Genomic DNA, 643 nt, shown 5'->3' with positions numbered 1-643 from the left:
TCGGTTGGTGGCGCAAATGATACGTACATCGACTTTCATCTCTTTCGTGCCGCCAAGCGGGGTGTAAGTGCCCGTTTGTAAGAAGCGCAGTAGCTTTTTCTGCATTTCCAGTTCCATTTCACACAGCTCGTCGAGAAATAGCGTCCCACCGTGCGCCAATGTTGCCGCGCCTTTTCTGTCTGTGGTTGCGCCAGTAAACGCCCCTTTAACGTGACCGAAAATCTCACTTTCCATCAAATCTCGTGGTATCGCACCACAGTTTATGGCGATGAAAGGTTTGTCTCTGCGATCACTTTGGCGATGAACGGCTTCGGCGCACACTTCTTTACCCGTGCCACTTTCACCGACGATAAAGACGCTGGCCGAGGTTGGTGCGACGGCATCTATCGTTTTGTATACCGCTTGCATCGGTAGGCTTGAGCCAATGAAGCCATGATAGTTGTGGCGATCGAAGGTAGACTGAATGTTTTCTACCAAGTCTTCCAATTTGGCTCGTTTTAGATGCAGTGCTACAGAGGTTTTAAGACGGTCGGCATTGATGGGTTTTTCTAAGAAGTCTTCAGCGCCTTTTTGTATCAAGTTTACGGCTAAGTCGACGCTACCGTGTGCAGTGGCGATGATGACCGAAGTGGGAATATCATTT

Annotated in this window: 1 protein-coding gene; it reads right to left on the bottom strand. The window is 49.3% G+C overall.

What is annotated here, in order from left to right:
- On the bottom strand, nucleotides 1-643 hold a 643-nt coding region (locus R7Z77_RS26260; RefSeq protein WP_318137167.1), incomplete at both ends, for a sigma-54-dependent transcriptional regulator.

The sequence above is a fragment of the Vibrio sp. 1401 genome, from assembly GCF_033340295.1.
This window is presented reverse-complemented; position numbering and strand designations above follow the sequence as displayed.